Origin of the sequence: Micromonospora sp. NPDC000316, from assembly GCF_042898885.1 — a bacterium.
Lineage (GTDB): Bacteria > Actinomycetota > Actinomycetes > Mycobacteriales > Micromonosporaceae > Micromonospora.
Genome location: NZ_JBIAZG010000004.1, coordinates 157,495 through 174,756 on the forward strand (window position 1 = coordinate 157,495; position 17,262 = coordinate 174,756).

Consider the following 17,262-nt stretch of genomic DNA (forward strand, 5'->3'; position numbering starts at 1 on the left):
TCGGATGGACGTAGCCGGTCCTGCGCTCCGCCCGCACCCTGCTGTCGTGGATCAGCTGCTGGCCGCGAGCTTGCCGTCGACCATCTCGTAAACGGTGTCACAATATTGCAGCACATCGTGGTCGTGAGTGACCATGACCACCGCGACGGACCGCTGCCGGGCCTCGCGGGCCAGGAGCTTCACGATCTCGTGGCTGCGTGCCCGGTCCAGCGCCGCCGTCGGCTCGTCGACAAGCAGCACGGTCGGCTCGGTGACAAGCGCGCGGGCGATCCCGACCCGTTGGCGTTCACCGCCGGACAGCTGGTGCGGGCGCCGGTCGGCCTTGTCGGCCATGCCCACGCTCGCGAGCAGCTCCAGCGGGTCACGGCCGGACCGCTCCGAGCGCGGCCCGAAGTGCAGCGGCAGCCGCAACTGGTCGGCGGCGGTCAGCGCGGGCAACAGGTTGCCCGACTGGAACACGAAGCCCACGTGCTTGCGGCGCAGGGCCGTCCGCGTGCGGCGACTCGGCACGGTCATGTCCTGACCGGCCACGGTGACCGACCCCTCGTCGGGCCGGGCCAGGCCACCGGCGACGGCGAGCAGACTGGACTTGCCGGCACCGGACGGGCCTACGACCGCAGCCAGCTCACCGGGTCGCACCGTCAGATCCACGTTGTCGAGCGCCTGCACGGTCTCGGCGGCGTTGCCGTGCCGCAGGGACACCGCACGCATCACCAACCCGAGCCGCTCGGACGCGTCGTCGGTGGATGTGGTCGCAGCGGTCGGAACGGTATGCCTGCTCATCGGTTTCCTCCCAGAGCGGTGGCCGGGTCGACAGAGGTGATTCGGATGACCGCAGCACCCGCTCCGACAAGGCCGAGTACGACGAGGCCCACACCGGCGGCGGAGATGCTCGGCATACTCAACGCGAACGGGATGCCGCTGCCGGTGATGAGAGCGCCGAGCCCGAGCCCGATCCCCACGCCGACGGCGACTGCGACTGCCAACAGCACGAACGCCTGCGTCAGCGCGTCCCGCAGCACCCAGCGGGTCGAGGCGCCCAGCGCCCGCAGAACCGCCACCTCGGGCTTGCGCTGGATCGCCCACACCGCGAAGAACGCGCCGGCAACCAGCGCCGAGATCGCGTACAGGAAGCCCTGGATCAGTTGCAGGGTCGTCGTCTCGGCGGTGTAACCCGGCGAGGCGCCGTAGGACTCCTTCAGGGTCAGGCTCTCGGTGCCCGCCGCGGTGTCACCCGCGGCCAGGTCGACGGACTTCCCGTCTTCCTCGCGGACCGCGACCGCCGTGATCTCCGTTGCGGCGCGCTCCGAGATTTCCGTGTCGGGAGCGGTGCCGGACTTGATGGCCTGCCAGGCCGCCAGCGGCACGTACGCCACGTCCACGTGCCCGAAGGTGTCCTGCTGCTCGGTGACGCCGACGACCCGCAGCCGGGTGCCGAGCCGGTCGATGGTGACCATGTCGCCCATCTGCAGGCCCGCGTCCAGCGCCGTGGGGCTCACCACGATGCCGTCCGGGGTGCCCAACCGGTCGCCCTGGCTGACCGAGGGAGACAGGAACGAGTCCGGCAGGACGCCGAACAGCGCCAGGTCGATCTCGGTGCCCCGATCGGTACGCGTGTTCACGAGCGTGTTGCCGAACGGTGTCGCCTCCGCGACGCCCGGCTGGGCAGCCCACTTGTCCACCGCCGACAGGTCCACGACGCTGCGGGAGAACGCGGAGTCTTTCTGGACGTCGTGCTGGAAGGCGAATGACGTGACCGGCAGGTTCTGGAGACCGGACACACCGTCGCGGACCAACCCGACCGACAGCCCCGACAGCATCACCATCAACACGGCTATCAGCGCGATCACCGCGCCCATCAGAATGAACCGGAGCCTGGCGAAGTTCAGCTCACGAATCGCGAGGAACATCAGCGCCCGCCCTCGAAGATTGTCGACATCATGTCGGTATGTTATCAACACCGTGTCGGCAAGTACGAGGATGACGGCTGTCGCCCCGACCACACACGTCAGATGTGCCGACGCCCCGGCAGCAAGCTCACACGCCCCAGATCTTGGAATATTTCCGCCCCCAGAGGGGCACTTTCGTTCCAAGATCTGCAGGGGCCGGGCCGGGCCGGCGGGCGGGGCGTTGGCGTCAGGTTGCGTTGTATACCTGGCGGGCCGCGGCGTGGGTGTCCGCGCCGAAGAGGACCAGGCGGGCTTCGATGACCATGGCGGGCGCGGCCGACCGCAGCACCGACAGGGCCTGACCGACCGCGTCGCCCACTGGCCAGCCGTAGATGCCCGCCGAGATCAACGGGAAGGCGAGCGTCGCCGCGCCCAACTCGTCGGCCACCCGCAGGCTGTTGGCGTAGCAGTCCCGCAGCAACGCCGAACGGTCCTCGGAACCCGACCAGACCGGCCCGACGGTGTGGATGACCCAGCGGGCCGGCAACTCGCCAGCGGTGGTCGCCACCGCCTGGCCGGTGGGCAGGCCCTTGCCGTACCGGGACGCCCGCAGGGCCCAACACTCGGCCAGGATCGCCGGGCCGCCACGCCTGTGGATGGCACCGTCGACCCCGCCGCCGCCGAGCAGGGACGAGTTCGCGGCGTTCACGATCGCGTCCACCCGCTGGGCGGTGATGTCCCCCTCGACCAGGGTGATCTCCACGGCTAGCTCCCGTCGACAGGTGACGCGGACAGCGGGCCCTCGATCGACTGACCCAGCGAACGGCGGGCCAGCAGTGCGGCGCCGGCCACCGCCGCCGGCATGACCAGCACGGCGCCGAGCGGGATCAGGAAGCAGACGAAGACCGCCACGCCGAAGCCAAGCGCCATGGGTCGGTCCGCCTTGAGGATCGCCCGACGCTGCGGCAGCCGCATGCCGCGCCGATAGAAGGGCGCCCCGACCAGCTCCAGCGCGAGGAACCAGCCGCCCACCGCAGCCCCGATCACCGGAACAACCGTCTGACCGACCACGGGGATGAAGCCGGCGACGAAGAGCGGAATGCCGATCAGGGCCGCGAGGGCCACCAGACGTACCGAATCGGCGAGGCTGCGACGCAGCGACGACCAGAAGGGCACCTCCACCGCGTTCGGAGTGCCGCCGTACCGCTCCTCCACCCGCTCGGAGATCTTCTCGTAGAACGGGTCGCCGATGACAAGCGTGACGGCGGTGAAGCTGACCACCGCGAGCAGGCCACCGAGGCCCAGGAAGGCCAGCCCGGCGACGACCCGGGCCAGGTTGCGGGCCGTGGTCGACCAGTCGTCGGCGAACGGGGTGACCAGGGCGGCGATGTCGTCCACGAAGTACACGAGTGTGGCGAAGGCGGCCACGAAGAGCACACCGGAGATCAGCGCCGGCACGATGCCGAGCAGCATCAGTCCCGGGCTCCGCACGTACAGGCCGAGCCCGCGCAGCAGCAACCCGACACCCGTAAGGAAGCGTCCGGCGGCCCCGGTCACCGGGCTGGCGATTCTGCTGGCGTCCACGATCGAGCAGCCTAGCGAGCGGTAATCGTTTCCGCCGGGCGGAGCGCTAGCAGCGACACCGGCCGTACACATCAACCAGTTGGCGGACCGACGTGATCAACCGGCAACGCCGCTGATCATCGCCGGCTGGTCGATTCGCCGCCGGCCCACCCCGACAACCCTTGAGGGGTACGAAGCCAGCGACGGAAGGGCGGCGCGATGCCGGTCATCGAGGTGAGCAGACTGCACAAGCGGTACGGCGATCTGGTGGCGGTGGACGACGTGTCGTTAGCGGTGGAGGCCGGCGAGATATTCGGCGTCCTCGGGCCGAACGGCGCGGGCAAGACCACCACCGTGGAGTGTGTCGCCGGGCTGCGCGTCCCCGACGGGGGCGGGGTGTCGGTCCTCGGGCTCGACCCGCGCCGGGACGGCGCCCAACTCCGGCAGCGGGTCGGGGTGCAGCTACAGGAGAGCCAGCTGCCGGACCAGCTCCGGGTGGCCGAGGCCCTGGAGCTGTACGCGTCGTTCTACAGCGACCCGGCCGACCCCGCCGAGTTGATCGAGAGGCTGGGCCTCGGCGAGAAACGGAAGACCGCGTACAAGAACCTCTCCGGCGGCCAGAAACAGCGACTCTCCATCGCGTTGGCGCTGGTCGGCAACCCGGAGATCGCGATCCTCGACGAGCTGACCACCGGGCTGGACCCGCAGGCCCGCAGGGACACCTGGAGCCTCATCGAACAGGTCCGGGACAGCGGAGTGACGGTCGTGCTGGTCACCCACTTCATGGAGGAGGCCGAGCGGCTCTGCGACCGGGTCGCGGTGATCGACAAGGGCCGGGTGGTCGCACTGGACAGCCCGGCGGGCCTTGTGTCGGCGGTGGCTCCCGAGCAGCGGATCCGGTTCCGGCCGTCCGCCCCTGTCGACGACCGCCTCCTCACCGACCTGCCCGAGGTCTCCGCCGTGGCGCGCATCGGCAGCCAGGTGGTGGTGACCGGCACCGGTGAACTGCTGCACGCCGTCACCTCGGTGCTCGCCCGTCACCAGATCGTCGCCGCCGACCTGCGGCTGGAGCAGTCCACCCTCGACGACGCCTTCGTCGAGCTGACCGGGCGCCAGCCCGCCGCCTGAGGGAGAACCGACATGCACGCCTTCGGGCAGATCCTGAAGATCGAGACACGGCTCTTCCTGCGAGAGCTCGGCTCGCCGCTGATCACCATCATCCTGCCGCTCGCGCTGCTTGTGGTGTTCGGGCTGATCCCGGCGGCGCGTCAGCCGGAGACCGAGTTCCGTGACCTGTCCTTCGTCCAGTACTTCGCACCCTCACTGCTGGTGATCACGCTCGCCATGTCGGCGGTCAACATCCTGCCCACGGTGCTGGCCACCTACCGGGAACGTGGGGTGCTGCGCCGGCTGGCAACCACCCCGGCCAGCCCCGCCGCGTTGTTGGCCGCCCAACTGCTCATCTCGCTCGCCACCATCCTGATCAGCGCCGTACTGCTCGTCGTGGTGGGCTGGTTGGCGTTCGACGTGCCGTTGCCCCGGCGTCCGCTGGGCTTCACACTGGCCCTCCTCCTCGGCACGGCGGGCCTGCTGGCGCTCGGCCTGCTCGTGGCGGCGGTGGCGCGGACGGCGAAGTCGGCGCAGGCGTTGGCAGTGCCCCTGTTCATGGTGGTCATGTTCTTCGGTGGCGTCTACGTGCCCCGGTTCCTCCTGCCGGACTTTCTGGTTCGAATCGGCGACTACACACCACCCGGGGTGCAGGCGCTGCTCGACGCCTGGACCGGCACCCCACCGCAGCCGCTGCACCTGGGGATAATGGCGGTGGTCGCGTTGGCGGCCGGCGCCGGCGCGGCAAAACTGTTCCGCTGGGAGTGATCGGGGATTCGATGACCAGCAGCGGTGCGCACGACCGTCTGACCAGGTGGCGGGAACACGAGGCGACCCTCTACCGCCTGGTTCCCTACGCCGGGCTGGCCCTGGGCACCCTGCTGGCCCTCGTCGCACCGGCACCCGCCGGCCTCAAGGTGATGCCCACCCTCGTCGTCGCCGTGGCGGCCGGATGCTGGGTCACCTGGTTCGTCACAGTGCACCCCGACTGGCGGAACCGGCGCAGGCTGATGGCTGTCTACTACGCCGGGCTGCTCACGCTCGCCGCCATGCTGGTGGCCGCCAGCCCGTGGTACGGCCTCTTCGCCTGGATCGGTTACATCCACGCCTTTCCCGTCCTGCGCAGGCGCTGGCGGATCGCCGGGGTGATCACCACTGCCGTCATCGTCGCCACCTCCCAGGGCGGTGGCGTGGCGGTAGCGCTGTCGTACTGGCCCCTCTGGTTGCTGCTGGTGCTCTTCAACCTTGTGGTGGCCGGCTCGGTGAGCTGGTTCGCGATGGTCGCCGAACAGGAGGACGCCAAACGCAAGCGGTTGGTGGTGGAGCTCGGCGAAGCCAACCGCCAACTCACCGAGACGGTCCGGGAGAACGCTGGGCTGCACGCCCAACTGCTCACCCAGGCACGGGAGGCCGGCGTGCTTGACGAGCGCCAACGGATGGCGCGGGAGATCCACGACACCCTGGCCCAGGGCTTGGCCGGCATCATCACTCAACTGGAGGCGGCCGAGCAGACCCGCGACCGGTCCGCCGACTGGCGCCGGCACGTCGACAACGCGCTCGCGCTGGCCCGGGAGAGCCTCACCGAGGCCCGCCGCTCGGTGCGAGCGGTCCGCCCGGAATCGCTCGAAACAGCCCGGTTGCCGGACGCCCTCGTCGAGTTGGGCGGGCGCTGGTCGGCGTTGCACGGGGTACGCGCCGAGGTCTCCACCACCGGCACGCCCCGTCCGCTGCACCCGGAGATCGAGGTGACACTGCTGCGGGCCGCCCAGGAGGCGCTTGCCAACGTGGCCCGGCACGCCGCCGCCTCACGGGTCGGGCTGACCCTGTCGTACATGGCGGACGTGGTGACCCTTGACGTGCGCGACGACGGGACCGGCTTCGAGGTCACCGCCCAGCCAGCGCCCCGAATGCCGGCTGGCGGGTACGGGCTGACCGCCATGCGACAGCGGGTGACCCGGGTCGGTGGCGAGTTGGCCGTCGAGTCGGAGCCGGGCGGCGGTACGGCCATCTCGGCGTCCATCCCGGCGCTACCCGGAGGTGCCGGGTGACCACCTCGATACGACTGCTCATCGTCGACGACCATCCGGTGGTGCGGGACGGGCTGCGCGGAATGTTCACCGGCGACCCCGATTTCGAAGTGGTTGGCGAGGCCGCCGACGGGGCCGAGGCGTTGGCCCTGGTCGCGACGCTGCGCCCGGACGTGGTGCTCATGGACCTGCGGATGCCCGGGATGGACGGCGTGACCGCCATCGGTCGGTTGGCCCGCTCCGACAGCGCCGCCCGGGTGCTGGTGCTCACCACCTACGACACGGACGCCGACGTGCTGCCGGCTATCGAGGCCGGCGCCACCGGCTACCTGCTCAAGGACACGCCCCGTGAGGATCTGGTGCGCGCGGTCCGGGCCGCCGCCCGGGGCGAGTCGGTGCTCGCGCCGAGCGTCGCCGGCCGGCTGATGGGCCGGCTGCGCGCACCGGCCGAGGAGCCGCTCAGCCAGCGTGAGCTGGAGGTGCTCACACTTGTGGCCCGCGGCGCCTCCAATCGGGAGGCGGCGGCTCGACTGTTCATCAGCGAAGCCACAGTCAAGACACACCTGCTGCACCTGTACGCCAAGCTCGGGGTCAACGACCGTGCCGCCGCGGTGGCCACCGCGTACGACAGAGGGCTGCTGACCCCCGGCGGACGCTGAGCCGGGCCGGGCAGGATGGGCGGGTGCGCGCATCCCGACTGATCTCGCTGTTGTTGCTGTTACAGGCGCGCGGGTCGATGACCGCGGGCGAGTTGGCGCGGGAGCTGGAAGTCTCCGAGCGGACCGTCTACCGGGACGTGTTGGCGCTGTCCGCCGCCGGCGTGCCGGTCTACGCCGACAGGGGTCGCGCTGGCGGCTACCGCCTGCTCGGTGGCTACCGGACCCGACTGACCGGGCTGAACCGCGACGAGGCGGAGGCACTCTTCCTCGCCGGCCTGCCCGGACCGGCCGGCGACATGGGGCTCGCCGACGCGGTGGCCGCCGCCGAGCTGAAGGTGCTCGCCGCGCTGCCGCCGGCCCTGCGGGACGCCCCGGCCCGTGCCGGGCAGCGGTTCCACCTGGACGTGCCGGGCTGGTTCCGGGAGACCGGACCGCCGCCGTGGTTGACCGAGCTGGCTCGGGCGGTCTGGGCTGACCGGGTGGTGGAGGTGCGCTACCGGCGCGGCGACCGGGAGGTGACCCGCCGGGTCCAGCCGTACGGGCTGATCCTCAAGAGTGGCGTCTGGTATCTGGTCGGCCGGGTCGGCGACGACACGCGCACCTACCGCGTCGACCGGGTCACCGGCGTCGAGGTGGGCGACGAGCAGTTCGAGCGCGACGAGGGCTTCGACCTGGCCGGGCACTGGCGCGAGCAGGCCGGCTCGTTCCTACGGACCATGCTGCGGGCCGAGGTCACCGTCCGGCTCAGCCCCGCCGGCCTGCGCCAGCTCCGGCACCTGGTCGATGCCCCCTTCGTGTACGACGAGGTGGTGGCCGCCGCCGGGGCACCCGACGGGCAGGGCTGGGTGGTGGCCCGGTTGCCCGTCGAGTCCGTCGAGGTGGCGTACCACCAACTGCTGGGGCTCGGCCCCGAGGTGGAGGCCCTCGACCCGCCCGAGCTGCGCCGGCTGTTCGCCGAGGCGGCCGGTCGCCTCGGCGCGCTCTACCGGTAGCCGGTGACGTCCGCCGGCTTGCCCGCGTCCACCACCTCCACGATGTACCGGATCGCCTCCGGCTGGCTGCCGTCGACGTCGGTGAACCCGTACACCTTGGACAGCGTGCCGGCGTCGACGGACATGCCGTTCCAGCGGGCCTTCTCCTCGTCGGCGGCGAGCGCGGCCACCGCGCGGCCGACGAAGGCGGGCGTCTCCGAGATGAGGAAGTGCGGATCGGTGGCCGCACCGTCGCGCCAGGTTTCCTCGGTCACGCCGAAGTGCTCCAGCATCGCCTCCGACCGGAGCCAGCCCGGGGTGAGTGCCACCGCCGTGCAGCCGTACGGCTTCAGCTCGTGCGCCTGGCTGAAGGCGAGCCGGTTGACCGAGACCTTTGCCAGGTCGTAGAAGACCGACAGCCGGTAGTTGTCGTCGTTGTACGCCTTGGTGCCGTCGCCCATCTCCACCACCAGCCCACCGGGCTTGCGGATCAGCAGCGGCAGGGCGAAGTGGCTGGTGATGATGTGCGTGTCGATGGCCAGTCGCAGGGTGCGGAAGCCGGCGTCCAGCGGCTGCTCCCAGACCGGCTTCTCCCAGGTGACGAGCGGGTCGCCGCCCCAGATGTCGTTGACGAGCACGTCGAGTTGCCCCTGCTCGGCGTCGATCCGGGCGACCAGGTCGCGGACCTGCTCGGGCACCAGGTGGTCGACCTGCACGGCGATGCCCGTGCCGCCGGCAGCGGTGACCAGCTCGGCGGTCTCCTCGATGGTCTCCGGCCGGTCCATCTCCGAGCGGCCGGCGCGACTGCTGCGGCCAGTTGCGTACACGGTGGCTCCGGCCGCGCCGAGCTGGACGGCGATCTGTCGCCCGGCACCCCGGGTGGCGCCGGCGACGAGCGCGATCTTTCCGATGAGCGGTTGAGTCATGCCAACGACGTTGTCAGCAATACCTGACAACCGCCGTCCGAATTGCCGCGCCTCAGTCCACGAGTCGGACGCGGACCCGGCGGTTGGCCCGCCCCTTGCTCTCCACCTTGACCACCTGCACCTTGCCGATCTGCGCGGTGGACGCCACGTGGGTGCCACCGTCGGCCTGCACGTCCAACCCGACGATGTCGACGATCCGGACCTCCTGCTCGTCCGGCGGGATGAGGTTGGACTGGGTACGGATGATGTCCGGCAGAGCCAGCGCCTCGGTACGCGGCAGCACCCGGGTGGCGACCGACCGGTCGGCGGCCACCTCGGCGTTGACCAGCTCCTCGATCCGGCTCTTGAAGTCGGGTGGCACCTCGGGCAGGTTGAAGTCCATTCGAGCCTCGCCCGGCTCCATGTTTCCGCCGGTGACGAGGGCACCGAAGTCGCGGAACACCACGCCGCAGAGCACGTGCAACCCGGAGTGGGTACGCATCAGACGGGTGCGGCGCTCGTCCTCCACCGCGCCGACGACCTCGGTGCCGACCGGCGGCAGCGGGTCACCCTCGGCGGGGATCAGGTACGGGTCGTCGCCCTTGCGGGTGCCGACGATCCGGGTCTGCACGCCCTGCCAGAGCAGCACCCCGTGGTCCGGTGGCTGACCGGCCGCCGCCCGGATAGAACGCCGAACGGTCCAGCACGATGCCCTGCTCCGGGTCGGCGTGCAGGACCGTGCAGGTCCACTCGCGCAGGGTCGGGTCGGCGAGGTCGAGGCGGTGCGTCCGGCCGTGCTGTGTGACACCCATGACCGGGGACGTTACTCGTTGAGAAAGCCGGACACGCGCTCCCGCAGATCGGCGCGTTCCGACCAGAGCACGCCCGGCCGGTCGTACACGTGGAGGGTGGCCTGTGGCAGCGCGGCGGCGAGCTGCTCGGCGACCTCGACCGGGTGCAGGTCATCGCCCGCGCAGCCGATCACCAGCGCCGGCGCGGTGACGGCTGCCAGAGCGGCGGCGTCGCGCAGCGGTGCCTGCTCGGGCAGCGTGGCCAGACCGTCGGACAGACCGTCGCGGAGGAGTTGGTCGAGTCGCTGCCGCAGGTACGCCCAGCCGGCCGGAGTGTTGCGGACGGCCGGGGGCAACTCCAGCGAGACGACGTCGGCGACCGCCGACGCGTCCCCGCTCTCGACGGCCTCCAGCAGGGCGGTGAGGCGCTCGGAGGCGACCGGGCCGCGCGGCTTGTCGAGCACCGCAGGCAGGAAGAAGACAAGCTTCTCGAAGCGGTCCGGGCTCTCGGCGAGCAGCCGGCAGAGCGCGCCGGCACCCAGGCTCGCCCCGAACGCCCGGCTGGCGTTGCCCAGATCCGCGATGGCGCGCAGGTCCCGGGCGAGGTCCAGATAGTTCCACGGGCCGGCCGGCGCTTCGGAGCGGCCGTGCCCACGGAACTGGAAGAACACCTTGCGGCCGGTCACCCCACTGCCGAACGGTCGGGTGGTGGCGATCCCGTTGCCCAGCCCGTGCGCGAACACGGTGACCGGATCACCGATGCCGGTGACCAGCCGCTCCAGCCGCACGCCGTGCGGGGTGGCGACCAGTTCGGTCTCCGGCTCCGGCAGCGCCGGCCGGCCGGTGCGCGGCCCGCCGGGGCCGGGCCCCCAGGTGCGGGGGCCACCGTCGGGCGGCGGTGGCCAGCGGAAACCTCTCACCAGAACCCTTTACCGTCACTGAGGTCGCGCAGACCGACCCGGACGTCGAGCAGGTAGATGAGCGCGGCGGCGATGCCGATCAGTCCGAAGAGGCTGATCGGACCGAAGCCGAGCAGGGTCAGCACGAGGCAGACCGCCAGGATGGCGATCCAGCCACCCTTGGGCAGCGTCCCGATGGCGGAGAAGCCGTCGGAGCGCTGCGTGACGGCATGCACCAGCGCGACACCCTGGATGATCAGCGCGAAGACGAGCAGGATCAGCTCGATCACGTAGCGGACTTCGAACGCGAAGATCGGCGCAGCGTTGGCCATGCCGGCAAGCTTATGTCGACGGCCCCGGCTACGTCCGACAAGGACGCCGCCGGGACCGTCGACGCCGCCAACTATTCGGCGGCCGGGCGGGTCCGCTTGGTGGCCCGGGGCAGCTTCGCCGACGGGGTCGCGGTCGACTTGGTGGTCGAGGTGGCGGCCGGCTTGGCCGCCTTCGCCCGGGTGGCCTTCTTGACGGCAGCCGGCTTGGCCTCGACGATCTCGGCCACATCGGCGGGGGTCGGCACCTCGGCCGGGGCAGTCGCCGCAGTCGCGGTGCCGGCGGTCACGGCCGGCGTGGCGGTCGCGCTCGGCGTGGCGGTCGCGGTCGGCACGCCCTCGGTGGCCTCGATGTCGGCGTTTACCGTCTCGGCGGCCTCCAGCACGCCGGCACCGACGACCCGCTCACCCCTGGCGACAAGCGCGCCGTACGCGGCGAACGCCCGCTCCTGGGCGGCGTGGGCGCTGGCGACGACCACTGCGGCGTTGCGGGTCGCGGCGGCGCGCAGCTTGTCCAGGTCGGCCACCTCGCGCAGCTTCGCCAGGTCGGCGGACTCGCGGAGCTTCGCCAGGTCCAGCTCGGTCTGCGCGCGACCCCGCAGGGTCTCCGCGGTCTCGTTGGCGGTACGCAGCGTCTCGGTGGCCTTCTGGCGCAGCTCGAAGCCGGTCAGCACGGCCCGACCACCCAGGTCGGCGACGACCCGGGTGCCGAGGACACCAACCACGGCCGGCAGCTTGCGCAGGTGCTCGAGGGCCAGCTCGCCGGCGCCTGCGGCGGCGTAGATCGGGGCGGGGATGCGGTTGGTCTTCGGCTCGGTCATGACGTCTCCTCCTCGGCCGTCGGGGCGGCCTTCTTCTCGGGGGTGCTGGTGCGGGTCGGGGCGGGGGCGGTGCCCGCCTCGGTGACGGCGACCGACTCGAGCACGGCCTCGGTCGGGGTGCCGCCTGCGGTGGTGGGGCCGGTGGCGGCCAGGTTTGCCACGTCGGCCGGCTGGCCGGCGACGTCGGTCGGGGTGGTCACCCGGGCCGCGTCGGCGGTGGCCTCCGTGGTGTCCGTGGCCTCCGTGCGGGTGCCCTCGGCGGCGGCCTGGGCCTCGGCCAGCCGGGCGTTCTCCCGGCGGAAGGTCTCGTAGATCTGGGTGAGCGACTGCTTCTGGGCCATCGTCAGGTCGGAGTCCACAGCGATGGAGGCGAGCACCCCGTGGCCCTCCTTGTCGTCGAGCAACCCCGCCCGCAGGTACATGGCCGGCGTGGAGACCCGCAGCGCGTTGGCCAATTGCTGGAGCACCTCGGCGCTGGGCTTGCGCAGGCCGCGCTCGATCTGACTGAGGTAGGGGTTGCTGACCCCCGCCTGCTCGGCGAGCTGCCGCAGCGAAATCTTGGCGTTACGCCGCAGATCACGAATGAACCCGCCGACGTCGGGGAGATCCTTGGGTGTGGCCATGGCCCCGACGCTAATCCGCCCCGCTAGCTCCTGCAAGCAAAACGCTAACCAGAGTTAGCAACGTCTCAACATCCCGTTTGCGTGCCACTCGCACGTTCCGTACGGTCCGTCCCGTGGACAAGATCACAATCAACGGCGCAGTCATCGCGTACGACGAGGCCGGCACCGGCTCGCCAGTCGTACTCCTGCACGCCGGAATCGCCGACCGCCGGATGTGGCGAGGCGTGCTGCCCGCGCTCGCCGCCCACCACCGGGTGATCGTCCCCGACCTGCGCGGGTACGGAGACTCGGAACTGCCGACGACGCCGTTCGCGCACCACGACGACGTAGTCGGCCTGCTCGACGGGCTGAACCTGCCCCGAGCCGCCCTGGTCGGCTGCTCCTTCGGCGGGTCGGTCGCCATCGACACCGCGCTGGCGTACCCGGACCGGGTGAGCGCACTCGCGCTGTTCGGCACGGCGGTCTCCGGCAACGAGTGGTCCGAGGAGGCCAACGACCTCTGGGACGACCTCGTCGGCGAGGTCGACCCCGACGACTTCGCCGCCGGGGCGGCCGGCGAGGTGCGGTTCTGGGTGGTCGGCCCGAACCGCCAACCGGCCGACGTCGACACCGGCCTGATCACGTTCGCGCAGGAGATGGATCAGCGTGCGCTCGCCGCCGAGTTGGCGCTCGGCGCGGTGGAGGTGGGCGAGCTGACCCCACCCGCGATCGGCCGCCTCGGCGAACTGCGGGTGTCCGTCCTGGTCACCGCCGGTGCGGCCGACGTGCCGGACATCCGCCGGCTCGCCGACCGGATCGCCGCCGAGGCGCCCGACGCGGTTCGGCTGCCCGACGTGCCGGACGCCGCGCACCTGCTGCCCCTGGAGCGCCCCGAGCCGGTCAGCGCTGCCCTGCTCGACTTCCTGAGCTGACCCCACCGCACGGGCCACCCGCATGGACCACACCGCTCGGAGCGCCACACCGCCCGGAACCCACACCGCTCGAACAAGCGTGATGCCATAGCGGCATCTTGATTCCGCTGTGGCATCACGCTAATCAGGTGCGCCCCCAGCCAGAGCGGTCCCCGACCGTGCGCCGCGCCGACCGCCCCCACCAATTGCGGCCAGCCCCGCCGTCCGGGCCAGGTCCAGGCTGGATCGGCCCAGGGCGCTGGCGCTCACCAGAGCGGACGGACCGCTCCGACCGGGACGCCGCCGCCGAAGAGTGGCACCTCGGCGTACTCGGCCAGCACGGGAGCGTCCACGCCGAGCCGGCGCAGCGCGGAGACCAGCACCGGCATCCGGGCCCGGTCGGCGCCGTCGTCGATCTTCAGGGCCACCGCGCCGACACCCGGCAGCCCCACCGCGATCACACCCTCGGCGCCGACCTTGGCGAGCAGACCCGGGACGCCGCGCATCAACCGGGTGTCGTCGGCCTCGGTGCCGCCGACGATCTCCGGATGGGCACGCATCGCGTCGGCGACCGCGCGCGGCACCGAGCCGGGCTCGGCGTCGACAAGCCGGAGGTACGCGCCAGCCAGGCCGGTGAGCGACACCGCGAGCACCGGGGCACCGCAGCCGTCCACCCCCACCGCCGCCGCCTGCTCGTCGGTGAACTCCTCGATGGCAGCCCGCAGGCACTGCTGCAACGGGTGCTCCGGCCGCCAGTAGCCGTCCAGCGGCCACCCGGCGGCCTGGCAGGTCAGCACCATTCCGCTGTGCTTGCCCGAGCAGTTCATCTGCACCCGGGTCGGGCCACCCCCGGCGCGCAGCACCGCCTCCCGGGCCGCCGCGCCGACCGGCAGATCGGGCGGGCAGTGCAGGGCCGCGGCGTCCAACCCGGCCCGGCCCAGCAGCGCGTCGACCCGGGCCAGGTGGAAGGCCTCACCCGCGTGACTGGCGGAGACCAGCGCCAGGTCGGCCGGGTCGGTCAGCGACAGGCCTGCGCGGACCATCCCGATCGCCTGCATCGGCTTGCTCGCCGAACGGGGAAAGATCGGTGCGGTCACGTCCCCGGCGGCGGCCACCGGCACCCCAGCGGCGTTCAGCACCACCACCGAGCCGCGATGTGCGCCCTCCACGAACCCCGACCGGACCACCTCGGCGAGCGGCACGCCGCCCTCGTACGTCTTCGTCACGGCTGGACGGTACCGACGGTTCGGGGTCGGCCGGCGGCGGGGTGACCAGGAGGTCCTCCGCCCGGGTGACAGGGGCCCAGGGCGCAGCCGCCCTTACATCACCGTGGGCGTGGCGGGCCCTACAACCCGAGCAGCGCGCGCGCCTCGACGGTGGTCAGCGGCGGACGCTGGGCGAGTTGGGCGAACCCGACCGCGCGGGCCACCAGTTGCATGTTGGACTCCACCGGACGGCCCTTGGCGTACGTCACCGTGTCCTCCATGCCGACCCGCAGGTGCCCACCGGCCGACAGCGAGGCCAGCAGCACCGGGATCGTGCTGCGACCGATGCCGGTGGCCGCGAACGTGGTGCCCTCCGGCAGGTCCCGCAGCATCCGGTGCGCCGCAACAAGCGTCTCGGTGGTGCCCGGCATGCCGCCCGGCACACCCATCACGAAGTCGACGTGCACGTGCCCACCGGCCGGCAGCCCGTACTTGCCGAGCAACCGCTGCAACGCGGCCAGGTGGCCGAGGTCGAAGATCTCGTACTCCGGCACGATTCCGCGTTCCTGCATGCGGGTGTGCAGGTCGACGATGAACTCCCAGCGGTTGAGGAAGACGTCGTCGCCGAAGTTGACGGTGCCCATGGTGCAGGAGGCCATGTCCGGCCCTGCGTCGAGCACGGCGAGCCGGGAGGCCTCCGGATCGGTCACCGCGCCACCGGACGAGAGCTGCACGATCAGGTCGGTGCCCTCCCGCAGCGCCGCCACCGTGTCGGCCAGGCGTACCGGGTCGAGGGTCGGCCGCGCCGCCTCGTCACGGATGTGGACGTGGATCACGGCGGCACCGAGCGCCTCGCACTCCTTGGCGGTCAGCAGCAGCTCGTCAAGCGTCACCGGCAGCGCCGGCACCTCCGCCTTGGCCGACTCCGCGCCGGTCGGCGCCACCGTGATCAACGTCCCTGTCGTCATGCCGGCGATCCTAGACGGCCCGCTCAGGACGGGTCGATCGCCGCCGCGGTCTCGTTGATCATCAAGGCGGCGTCGTCCGGGACGTTCCGCTTCAGCACGGCGAGCGCTACCTGACCCAGCTCGTGGTGCAGCACGGCGGTGCCCACGAAACCCACAGCCCGGCCGTCGAGGGTCACAGGCGTACCGGCGGTCGGCGGATGGTCGGTGGTCACCCCGTCCAGGTGCAGCAGCACCAGGCGGCGCGGTGGCCGCCCCATGTTGTGCACGCGGGCCACCGTCTCCTGGCCGCGATAGCAGCCCTTGTCCAGGTGCACCGCAGGGCCGATGAGGTCCACCTCGGCCGGAATGGTCCGGTGGTCGGTGTCCACCCCGACCCGAGGCTGCCGGGCGGCAACCCGGATCGCCTCGTACGCCCAGAGGCCGGCGAGCGGCACGCCCGCGCCGCGCAGCTCCGCCACCACCTGCTCCATCGCCGACCGGGGCACCAGCAGGTCCACCCCGAGCAGGCCGCGCCGGGCCCAGCCGCCCGTCGGCAGCGGTCGGACGTCGTACCGCACACCGGCCCGGGGCGGCACGGCGCCGGCGGCGAACTTCGGGCCGGGAACGGGGATCAGGTCCGGGGCGGCCAGCCCGGTCACCCCGAGCGTCGCCAGGGCTTCCGAGGCCGCCGGGCCGACAAGCGACAGCAGCGCCCGTTCGGCGGTGGCGTCGCGGGGCTCGACCTTGCTGAAGAACCGCATCTTCTCCAGATAGGTGAGCAGGCCCTCGGTCGCACCTGGATCGGTGTCCAGCCAGGTGGTCTCGCCGTCCTCGGCGACAAGCGCGTGCTGCTCGATGTGGCCGTGCGGAGAGAGCACAAGCAACTCGGTGCCCTCACCGGCGGCCAGCGTCGTCAGGTGCTGCGAGGTGATCGTGTGCAGCCAACCGGCCCGGTCCTCACCGGGGACCGCGATGATCCCCCGGTGCGACCTGTCGACCAGGCCGACCTCGGTGTCGAGGACGCGCTGCTCACGAAGCGGGTCGCCGTAGTGCGCGGCCACCCCCCGCACCCCGGCCGCGGCGTGCGCCGGATCCGGCTGGTCGCGGCTGGCCTCGTCGATGCTCTCGACGGCCACCGCGCCCGCGATGTCGATCATGTCTGGTCCCCGTTCTCGCAGCGACCGCAGACGCCGAAAAGTGACACGTGCCCGATGTCCACCTGGAAGCCCCGCTGCGCGGCCAACTGGTCAGCCAGCGGGCGGAGCAACTGGGGTTCGATCTCGTCGATCGCGCCGCACTCCCGGCAGACCAGGTGAACGTGTTGGTGCTCACCCGCGGCGTGATAGGTCGGCGAACCGTGCGAGAGGTGGGTGTGTGTCACCAGGCCGAGCCGTTCCAGCAGCTCCAGCGTGCGATAGATGGTGGTGATGTTGACGCCGGCGGCGACCTCCCGGACCGCGGTGTGCACCTGCTCCGGGGTGGCGTGGCCCAGATCGAGCACCGCCTGGAGGACAAGCTGCCGCTGGGCCGTCAGCCGCAGCCCACGGGCCCGGAGCATTTCCGCGAGGGAAGATTCGGACACCGTCCGATCATAGTTCGGTAGTCGCGGTTGTCTCCGCCGCGCGACAGACCACCA

At 71.7% G+C, this 17,262-nt stretch carries 19 protein-coding genes and 1 pseudogene; 6 read left to right on the top strand and 14 right to left on the bottom strand.

Annotated elements, in window-relative coordinates:
• Window positions 1–51: 51 nt before the first annotated feature.
• From ACFY2Q_RS11560 to ACFY2Q_RS11575, 4 genes are all read right to left on the bottom strand, one after another.
• Window positions 52–783: an ABC transporter ATP-binding protein gene (locus tag ACFY2Q_RS11560; protein ID WP_387129372.1), complete on the bottom strand. Its 732-nt coding sequence runs from the start codon at window positions 781–783 to the stop codon at window positions 52–54.
• Window positions 780–1,910, bottom strand: coding sequence for an FtsX-like permease family protein (locus tag ACFY2Q_RS11565; RefSeq protein WP_387129373.1), 1,131 nt, complete (start codon window positions 1,908–1,910; stop codon window positions 780–782). Before ACFY2Q_RS11565 ends, ACFY2Q_RS11560 begins: the two co-directional genes overlap by 4 nt.
• A 226-nt stretch (window positions 1,911–2,136) precedes the next feature.
• Window positions 2,137–2,652 (bottom strand): O-acetyl-ADP-ribose deacetylase, encoded by a 516-nt coding sequence (locus ACFY2Q_RS11570; protein WP_387129374.1) that lies wholly within the window; start codon window positions 2,650–2,652, stop codon window positions 2,137–2,139.
• A gap of 2 nt (window positions 2,653–2,654) precedes the next feature.
• Window positions 2,655–3,473, bottom strand: a complete 819-nt coding sequence (locus ACFY2Q_RS11575) for an EI24 domain-containing protein (RefSeq protein WP_387129376.1) — start codon at window positions 3,471–3,473, stop codon at window positions 2,655–2,657.
• Between the two features lie 198 nt (window positions 3,474–3,671).
• Here ACFY2Q_RS11575 and ACFY2Q_RS11580 point away from each other — a divergent pair, with 198 nt between their 5' ends.
• From ACFY2Q_RS11580 to ACFY2Q_RS11600, 5 genes are read left to right on the top strand one after another with little or no spacing between them, the layout of a single operon-like run.
• Window positions 3,672–4,580 carry an ABC transporter ATP-binding protein gene (locus tag ACFY2Q_RS11580; protein WP_387129377.1) on the top strand — a complete coding sequence of 303 codons (909 nt, stop codon included), beginning with the start codon at window positions 3,672–3,674 and terminating at the stop codon, window positions 4,578–4,580.
• A 12-nt stretch (window positions 4,581–4,592) separates the two neighbouring features.
• Window positions 4,593–5,327 carry an ABC transporter permease gene (locus tag ACFY2Q_RS11585; RefSeq protein ID WP_387129379.1) on the top strand — a complete coding sequence of 245 codons (735 nt, stop codon included), beginning with the start codon at window positions 4,593–4,595 and terminating at the stop codon, window positions 5,325–5,327.
• An 11-nt stretch (window positions 5,328–5,338) separates the two neighbouring features.
• Entirely contained in the window at window positions 5,339–6,607 is a 1,269-nt protein-coding gene (locus tag ACFY2Q_RS11590; RefSeq protein WP_387129382.1) for a sensor histidine kinase, read from the top strand.
• Window positions 6,604–7,245 (top strand): response regulator, encoded by a 642-nt coding sequence (locus tag ACFY2Q_RS11595; RefSeq protein WP_387129385.1) that lies wholly within the window; start codon window positions 6,604–6,606, stop codon window positions 7,243–7,245. The genes ACFY2Q_RS11590 and ACFY2Q_RS11595 overlap by 4 nt, the downstream gene beginning before the upstream one ends.
• Before the next feature lie 23 nt (window positions 7,246–7,268).
• The gene (locus ACFY2Q_RS11600) at window positions 7,269–8,237 is read left to right on the top strand and encodes a helix-turn-helix transcriptional regulator (protein ID WP_387129386.1); all 969 of its coding nucleotides are present in this window, start codon (window positions 7,269–7,271) and stop codon (window positions 8,235–8,237) included.
• On the opposite strand, the gene ACFY2Q_RS11605 is transcribed toward ACFY2Q_RS11600, so the two are convergent.
• From ACFY2Q_RS11605 to ACFY2Q_RS11630, 6 genes and pseudogenes are all read right to left on the bottom strand, one after another.
• Window positions 8,228–9,142, bottom strand: coding sequence for an SDR family oxidoreductase (locus ACFY2Q_RS11605; RefSeq protein WP_387129388.1), 915 nt, complete (start codon window positions 9,140–9,142; stop codon window positions 8,228–8,230). The genes ACFY2Q_RS11600 and ACFY2Q_RS11605 overlap by 10 nt on opposite strands.
• 52 nt (window positions 9,143–9,194) lie before the next feature.
• Window positions 9,195–9,933, bottom strand: a pseudogene (locus ACFY2Q_RS11610) (alanyl-tRNA editing protein).
• Between the two features lie 11 nt (window positions 9,934–9,944).
• Entirely contained in the window at window positions 9,945–10,832 is an 888-nt protein-coding gene (locus tag ACFY2Q_RS11615) for an alpha/beta fold hydrolase (protein ID WP_387129390.1), read from the bottom strand.
• The gene (locus ACFY2Q_RS11620; RefSeq protein WP_355589699.1) at window positions 10,829–11,143 is read right to left on the bottom strand and encodes a DUF2516 family protein; all 315 of its coding nucleotides are present in this window, start codon (window positions 11,141–11,143) and stop codon (window positions 10,829–10,831) included. Before ACFY2Q_RS11620 ends, ACFY2Q_RS11615 begins: the two co-directional genes overlap by 4 nt.
• Window positions 11,144–11,214: 71 nt before the next feature.
• A complete protein-coding gene (locus tag ACFY2Q_RS11625) occupies window positions 11,215–11,961 on the bottom strand; it encodes a hypothetical protein (RefSeq protein WP_387129392.1) in 747 nt (248 codons plus the stop codon).
• Window positions 11,958–12,584 (bottom strand): helix-turn-helix domain-containing protein, encoded by a 627-nt coding sequence (locus ACFY2Q_RS11630; protein WP_387129393.1) that lies wholly within the window; start codon window positions 12,582–12,584, stop codon window positions 11,958–11,960. The genes ACFY2Q_RS11625 and ACFY2Q_RS11630 overlap by 4 nt, the downstream gene beginning before the upstream one ends.
• Window positions 12,585–12,697: 113 nt before the next feature.
• On the opposite strand from ACFY2Q_RS11630, the gene ACFY2Q_RS11635 reads away from it, so the two are divergent.
• The gene (locus tag ACFY2Q_RS11635; RefSeq protein WP_387129396.1) at window positions 12,698–13,495 is read left to right on the top strand and encodes an alpha/beta fold hydrolase; all 798 of its coding nucleotides are present in this window, start codon (window positions 12,698–12,700) and stop codon (window positions 13,493–13,495) included.
• Between the two features lie 245 nt (window positions 13,496–13,740).
• Here ACFY2Q_RS11635 and ACFY2Q_RS11640 read toward each other — a convergent pair whose 3' ends face one another.
• From ACFY2Q_RS11640 to ACFY2Q_RS11655, 4 genes are all read right to left on the bottom strand, one after another.
• Entirely contained in the window at window positions 13,741–14,700 is a 960-nt protein-coding gene (locus tag ACFY2Q_RS11640; RefSeq protein WP_387129397.1) for an asparaginase, read from the bottom strand.
• A 119-nt stretch (window positions 14,701–14,819) separates the two neighbouring features.
• A complete protein-coding gene (locus ACFY2Q_RS11645; RefSeq protein WP_387129399.1) occupies window positions 14,820–15,647 on the bottom strand; it encodes a 3-keto-5-aminohexanoate cleavage protein in 828 nt (275 codons plus the stop codon).
• 23 nt (window positions 15,648–15,670) lie between these two features.
• On the bottom strand, window positions 15,671–16,783 hold the full coding sequence (locus tag ACFY2Q_RS11650; RefSeq protein WP_387129400.1) for a YgfZ/GcvT domain-containing protein: 1,113 nt from the start codon (window positions 16,781–16,783) through the stop codon (window positions 15,671–15,673).
• Complete coding sequence (locus ACFY2Q_RS11655; RefSeq protein WP_387129401.1) at window positions 16,780–17,208, bottom strand: Fur family transcriptional regulator; 429 nt, start codon at window positions 17,206–17,208, stop codon at window positions 16,780–16,782. Before ACFY2Q_RS11655 ends, ACFY2Q_RS11650 begins: the two co-directional genes overlap by 4 nt.
• Between the last annotated feature and the right edge of the window lie 54 nt (window positions 17,209–17,262).